This is a genomic window from Elusimicrobiota bacterium, assembly GCA_026388095.1.
In the GTDB taxonomy this organism is placed as follows: Bacteria; Elusimicrobiota; Elusimicrobia; order UBA1565; family UBA9628; genus UBA9628.
In genome coordinates this window covers 45027-51215 of record JAPLKL010000016.1, presented here as the reverse complement: position 1 = coordinate 51215, position 6189 = coordinate 45027, and the positions used below count along the sequence as shown (strand labels likewise).

At 68.1% G+C, this 6189-nt stretch carries 6 protein-coding genes; 3 read left to right on the top strand and 3 right to left on the bottom strand.

What is annotated here, in order from left to right; translation table 11 throughout:
* On the top strand, nt 1-185 hold a 185-nt coding region (locus NTY77_04275), incomplete at its 5' end, for a transposase (protein ID MCX5794695.1).
* 256 nt (nt 186-441) lie between these two features.
* On the opposite strand, the gene queF is transcribed toward NTY77_04275, so the two are convergent.
* From queF to NTY77_04260, 3 genes are read right to left on the bottom strand one after another with little or no spacing between them, the layout of a single operon-like run.
* Entirely contained in the window at nt 442-858 is a 417-nt protein-coding gene (queF, locus tag NTY77_04270) for a preQ(1) synthase (protein MCX5794694.1), read from the bottom strand.
* A complete protein-coding gene (locus NTY77_04265) occupies nt 855-3095 on the bottom strand; it encodes a heavy metal translocating P-type ATPase (GenBank protein ID MCX5794693.1) in 2241 nt (746 codons plus the stop codon). The genes queF and NTY77_04265 overlap by 4 nt, the downstream gene beginning before the upstream one ends.
* A gap of 4 nt (nt 3096-3099) precedes the next feature.
* Nucleotides 3100-3924, bottom strand: a complete 825-nt coding sequence (locus tag NTY77_04260; protein MCX5794692.1) for a hypothetical protein — start codon at nt 3922-3924, stop codon at nt 3100-3102.
* Between the two features lie 52 nt (nt 3925-3976).
* Here NTY77_04260 and rlmD point away from each other — a divergent pair, with 52 nt between their 5' ends.
* Both rlmD and NTY77_04250 read left to right on the top strand, forming a co-directional pair.
* On the top strand, nt 3977-5371 hold the full coding sequence (rlmD, locus tag NTY77_04255; protein MCX5794691.1) for a 23S rRNA (uracil(1939)-C(5))-methyltransferase RlmD: 1395 nt from the start codon (nt 3977-3979) through the stop codon (nt 5369-5371).
* Nucleotides 5372-5508: 137 nt separating this feature from the next.
* A complete protein-coding gene (locus NTY77_04250) occupies nt 5509-6162 on the top strand; it encodes a hypothetical protein (GenBank protein MCX5794690.1) in 654 nt (217 codons plus the stop codon).
* Nucleotides 6163-6189 lie beyond the last annotated feature (27 nt).

Below are 6189 nucleotides of genomic sequence, written 5' to 3'. Positions count from 1 at the left end.
CGGGCATCGAGTCCACGAACTCGGAGCTCAAGCGGGCTCATGGGCTGGGGAGACTGCGTGTGCGCGGAGGAAAGCGGGTCCGGCTGTCGGTTTACTTGAAGGCGACGGCGTGCAACCTCAAACGCGCGCTGAGGTGCTGGATCGAACCTGGGCTGGCCGTGGAGGGCGCGGTCGCGCTTGCATGAGGCGCCCCGCGCTAAAAGCGCGGTGCGGCGCCGGCGAGTCGGGCCTACAATTCGAGATGGGAAGTTATCCAGGCTATCCACAACCTGGCGGGTCGGGCATGGGCAGCAGCGCGGCCCGAGAAGGGATTTCAAGACGAGCCGAGCCCAACGGGCTCAGCAAGCCGGGCCGCGACGCGCCACATGATACCCTCGGCACCGAGTTCTTACGAGAGGCACAATACTTAATTCCGGAGATAAGTATTGTGTCCCCGGATTCTTAATGCCGATGCGCGATGCGCCGCGTCCCGTAGCGGGCCACGATGACCGAGCGCATGCCGCCGCGCGTGGTGAAAGACCCTTCCAGTTCCGCCCAGACGGGTTTGGTGGCCTTGACGATGTCCTTGAGGATGCGGTTGACCGCGTTCTCGTAGAAGATGCCCATGCTGCGGTAGCCCAGCAGGTAATACTTGAAGGACTTCAGTTCGATGCACAGGCGCGCCGGCTCGTAGCTCAGCCACAAGGTCCCGAAGTCCGGCAGCTTGGTCTTGGGGCAGACCGAGGTGAATTCCGGATGCTCGATGCGGATCTCGTAGCCCCGGTTCTGGTTCGGCCAGGTCTCGATGGGAGGCAGAGGCGAGTCCGCTCCGGCCAAAGCCAGCTCCGGCTGATAACCATAGATGAGCTTCTTCTTCATATCTTCTTCCTCCGCAAACGCAAAGAATTCAAGGCCACCGAGATCGACGAGAGCGCCATGGCCGCGCCCGCGTATTGGGGCTTGAGCATCACCCCGAACGGCTTGTAGAGCACCCCGGCCGCCACCGGGATGAGCAGCAGGTTGTAGGCGAAGGACAGGACCAGGTTCTCCCAGATGACCTTGCGGATCTTCTGGCTCAGGCGGATGGCCAGGGCGATGGTCTCCAGGTCCGGGTTGATGAGCGTGATGTCCGCGGCCTCGGTGGCGATGTCCGTGCCCGAGGCCAGGGAGATGCCGATGTCCGCCTCGCTCAAGGCCGGAGCGTCGTTGAACCCCTCGCCCACCATGGCCACCCGCTTGCCTTCCGTCTTGAGCCGCGCCACGGTCTTGACCTTCTCCTCGGGCAGGACCTCGGAGAACACGGTCTTGATGCCCACCGCCTCTGCCACCCGGTAGGAGGCCGCGTTGCGGTCCCCGGAGACCAGGTAGACGGCCAGGCCCATGCCCTTGAGCGCGCTCACCGCGGCCTTGGCCGAAGGCCGCACCGTGTCGGCCAACACGAAGGCTCCCAAGAAGCGGCCATCCAGGGCCACTCCCAGGACCGAGCCCGCCTCCTCCTGGAACCGGCGGGCAGGTCCGGGCGGGACCGGAGAGCCGTTCTCCTTGAGCCAGCCCAGGCTCCCCACGCGCACCGTGCGGCCGCCGCTGGTGACCAGCACCCCGCGGCCCGGGAAAGCCTCGAAGGAATCGACCTTCGCTGCGGCCACGCCCAGGCCCTTCGCGTAGGCCACCACCGCGGCCGCGAACGGATGCTCCGAGCGCTGCTCCGCGGCGAAGGCGTAGGAGAGCATCTCGTCGCGCCCGCCCTCGACGATGACCGTCTCCATCACGCGCGGGCGGCCCTCGGTCAAAGTCCCGGTCTTGTCGAAGAGGACCACGTCCAGGCGCCCCACCGCCTCCAGCACGTCCGCGTTGCGGATGAAGACGCCCATCTCCGCGGCGCGGCCCACGCCGGCCACGATGGCCAGCGGTGTCGCGAGTCCCAGCGCGCAGGGGCAGGCGACCGCGAGCACCGAGACCATGGAGGTCAGAGCGAAGACGACCTTGGGCTCCGGGCCGTAGAGCGCCCAGAGCACGGCGCAGGCCACGGCCGCCAGCATCACGCCCGGCACGAACCAGCCCGCCACGCGGTCCACGAAGCGCTGGATGCGGGGCTTGGTGGCTTGGCTGACGCGGACCGCCTCCACGATGCGGGCCAGGGCCGACTCCGAGCCCGGCTTGGCCACGCGGACCTCCATGGACCCGGTCTTGTTGATGGAGCCGCCCCAGACGCGCGAGCCCGGGGACTTCTCGACCGGCAGGCTCTCTCCGGTCAAGAGCGACTCGTCCACCGTCGAGGCTCCGGAAAGGACCGTGCCGTCGAGCCCGACCTGCTCCCCGGGACGCACCTGGATGGTCTCCCCCACCTCCACCTCGGAGATGGGCACGGTCTCGGCCTGGCCGGCGCGCAGGACCCGGGCGGTCTTGGGCGCGATGCGCATGAGCTTGGCCACGGCCTCGTTGGTCTTGCCCCGCGTCTTGGCCTCGAGCCAGCGGCCCAAGGTGATCATCGTGACCAAGCCCGCGACCGCGTCCCATTGCGGGTGGCGCGCCGCCGGCGGCAGACTTTCCGGGAACATGGTCACATAGGCGCTGAGCAGGAAGGCCGCCCAGGTGCTCAAGGACACCAAGGTGTTCATGTCCGCGCTGCGCCGCCGCAGGCTGCGCACCAGCCCCTCGTGGAAATGCCAGCCGCCCCAGACCTGCAGCGGTATGGCGAGAAGGAACTGCGTGTAAGGAGAGAGGTTGAGCCAGTCCGAGAAGAACAGGGGCACGGCGAAGAGCATGCTCCACTGCAGGCGCGTCATGAGCACGCGCTGCTCGCTCTGCTGGGCCAGCAGGCTCAGCTGCTCGGCCTGGGCCCGGGACTCGGATTCCCCCAAGACGTCGTAGCCGGCGCTCTCGATGGCGCGGCGCAGCTCCCGCACGCCGAAGCGGCCGGGGACCGGGGAATAGGTGATGGCGACCGTGCGGGAGGGCAGGTCTACGTTCACGGATTGCACGCCGGAGAGGCCCCCCATGGCTGATTCCACCTTCGCCACGCAGGAAGCGCAGTGCATGCCGCGCACAGGCAGGACCACCGTGCGCGGCTTGCCGAGGCTCGCCGCAGGAGCGGCGCCCGTTTCGAGGTCGCTCATCGGATCACTGCTGGGCCTTGAACCAGGCCGCGTAGAGGTCCGGCAGGTCCCGCCAGGTCCCGGGGAAGGCGTCGGCCACGGCCTTGTCGAAGGCGGCGTCCTGGCGCAGAGCGCCCAGGAATTGGCCGAAGCCGATGCGCCCGCCGCGCTCGAGCATGAAGCGCACCAGGCTCTCGGCCTGCCGATGCCAGGCGCTCAGCGTGCGGTCCCGGTCCGAGGCCGGCACCATGTGGATGATGGAGTCGATGGGCAGAGCCTGCCAGCCTTGGGGCCAGGCCGGCATGGGCGGGGCCACGCCGCCCGAGGCGGACTGGCCGGCCTTGCTCTCCTCGTAGGACGCCAGGCCCTCGCTGACCCAGTGGTGGTCGAGGTTGTTGCGGCCCATGTAGTCATAGAAGACCAGACGCGCCAGCTCGTGCGAGAGCAGCCCGTCGAGGTGCCCGCCTTCGTAGGAATAGACGGCGCTGCCCATGGTGACGCCGCTCGACCAGCCGGGCTGGCCGGTCTTCTTATGGTACTCGTCGGCGCTGGCGTAGATCACGATCTTGTAGCGGCCGCTCAAGGGCACGAAGGAGGACAGGCCGGTGTCCACCATGATGCGCTGGTACACCGTCTCCGCGATATCGGCGGCCTGCATGGCCTTGCCGTTGCCGTAGGCGCGCACCAGGCAATGTTGGGTCTGCTGTTCATTGACGCCGGGATCCAGGTCCGGGAACACCTCCGTAGTGAGGATCTGCGAGCGCGCCAAGTGGTCTTCGTCCACCCCGCCGGGCACGGCGACGCACGCGGCCAGAAGGGCGGCCGGCAGCAAGAGAGCCAAGCCTCTCATCTTTATTAGTCTACTAAATTGATAAAATTCCCGGCAGGAGAACGGATACGACATGGCTGAGAGACTGACGGTCCGCGTGCTGCGCATGGCCCAGGAGGGCCAGGCCGTGGCCAAGGCCGAAGGCTCCCCGCGCGTCATATTCGTCCCCGGCGGAGCGCCGGGCGACCTCCTGGAAGTCGAGGTCCTGGAGGCCAAGTCCTCCTTCGCCCGCGCCCGCATCCTCCGGCTCCTGGAGCCGGGGCCCGAGCGCATCGAACCGCCCTGCCCTCTGCACGCCGGGCCGGGCCGTCCCGGCCCGGCCTGCGGCGGCTGCGACTGGCAGCACCTGGACTACCAGGCCCAGCTGCGCCACAAGGCCGCGCTGGTGGGCGACTGCGTCGAGCGCATCGGCAAGCTCAAGGGCGTCGCCATCCTCCCCACCTTGCCCTCGCCCAAGCCCTGGGCCTACCGCAACAAGGTCATGGTCCCATTCGGGGAGGGCCCGGGCGGCAAGGGGCTCATCGCCGGCTTCTACGCCGCGGGCTCCCACCAGATCGTGGACCTGCCCGCCTGCCCGGTGCAGCCCGAGCTCTCCGTGCGCATCGTCCTGAAAGCCAAGGCTCTGGCGCAGGAACTGGGCTGGCGCGCCTATGACGAGCGCTCCGGACGAGGCGCGCTGCGCCATCTCTTCGTGCGCACCAACAGCCAGGGCAAGGCGCTGGTGACCGTGGTCTCCCACGGCCCGCACCTGCCGGCCGTCGAGGCCTTCGTCTCGCGCCTGCGCGCGGACTTCCCCGACATCCTCGGCATCCACCACAACGTCCAGCCGCTCAAGACCTCGGTCATCCTCGGGCCGCAGTGGCGCTGCCTCTGGGGGGCCCGGGGCATGGAGGAGAAGCTGGGGCGGCTCTCCTTCCTGGTCTCCCCGGGCGCATTCCTGCAAGTGAACACCGAGGCGGCCGAGCTCCTCTATGAGGCCGCGAAGTCCGCCCTCTGCCAGGGCGGGCAAGCCTTCGGCCAGGTCCTGGACCTCTACTGCGGGGTCGGGACGCTCTCCCTGTGGCTGGCGCCCTCGGCCGCGCGCGTCATCGGGGTGGAGGAGAACCGCGACGCCGTGCGCGACGCCTGGAAGTCCGCGGAGCGCAACGGGGTGCGCAACGTGCGCTTCACGGGAGGCCGGGCCGAGTCGGTCCTGCCCAGGCTCCTCAAGGAAGGTCTGGGCAGCGGCCCCTTGGCCGTAGTCGTGGACCCGCCCCGCGCCGGCCTGACCGTGCCGGTGCTGCGCTTCCTGACCCGCCCCTCGGTCCGGCGCGTGGTCTATGTCTCCTGCGACCCGGCGACCTTCGCCCGCGACGCCGGCTATCTCAGCCGCTCCGGGTTCTCTCTCGCCCAGGTCCAGCCCGTCGACCTCTTCCCCCAGACCTCGCACGTGGAGCTCGTCGGCCGGCTCGACCGCTCTGGGTCTTAGGACCCAGGCTCGGCTAGGCCTAAAGGCACTGCGCCGGGGCGGCCGCGGGCCCCATCCTATGCCGACCGGTCGGGCTTGAATATTCCGGCTTTTGGAGTTATGCTACTGATGACGCGATTCTCTATCCCGAGGTTCATATGAAGAATACCCTGGCCTTGGCCTGCCTTGCCGTCCTGGCTTGTCCTTTGTGGGCTGCTGCGGCGGAAGCTGCGCCGGGCCTGCCCAGCGACGATGCGGCGCTCTACGCGATCATGTCGCACGACAGATCCGTAGAGATCGCTTATAAAGAACACTTGAAGCAGTGGGGCGAGTACTCGCCGGAGAACGCCGCCCAATGGCACGCGTATCTCGATGGCTACAGGAACTTGGCTAAGAGGAGCGTCGCCCTGAAGCCAGGACAGACTGTCACCGATATCCAAAAGGCCTGCAACAACGGGCATCTCTTGGACGGGTCCCCGTGCCAGGATTCCACCGCTCCCGTGGTGCCGGAAAAGAAGCCGAAGCCGGGTGAGAAGAAGACGGCGACCACCGGCGCCTCCGCCGGGGCGAACATCAACACCGACAACACGGCCAAAGCCAACGTGACCGCCGCCGGCGTCGTCCCGCACGGCGAGACCCCGGTCAAGGCGGAGGAGAAGGCGGACCCCAACAAGTGGAACGACACCATCGCGGGCGGCAAGATGGCGATCTGGGCCGCGCTGATCGGGTTCTGCTTCGGCGGGCCGATCGGGATGATGACCTTCGCCATGGTCGGCTTCGGCGCGGGCTACTTCATCCACAAGATGAGCTGAAGCCTTTCTTGACGCCAGAGGAAGCCC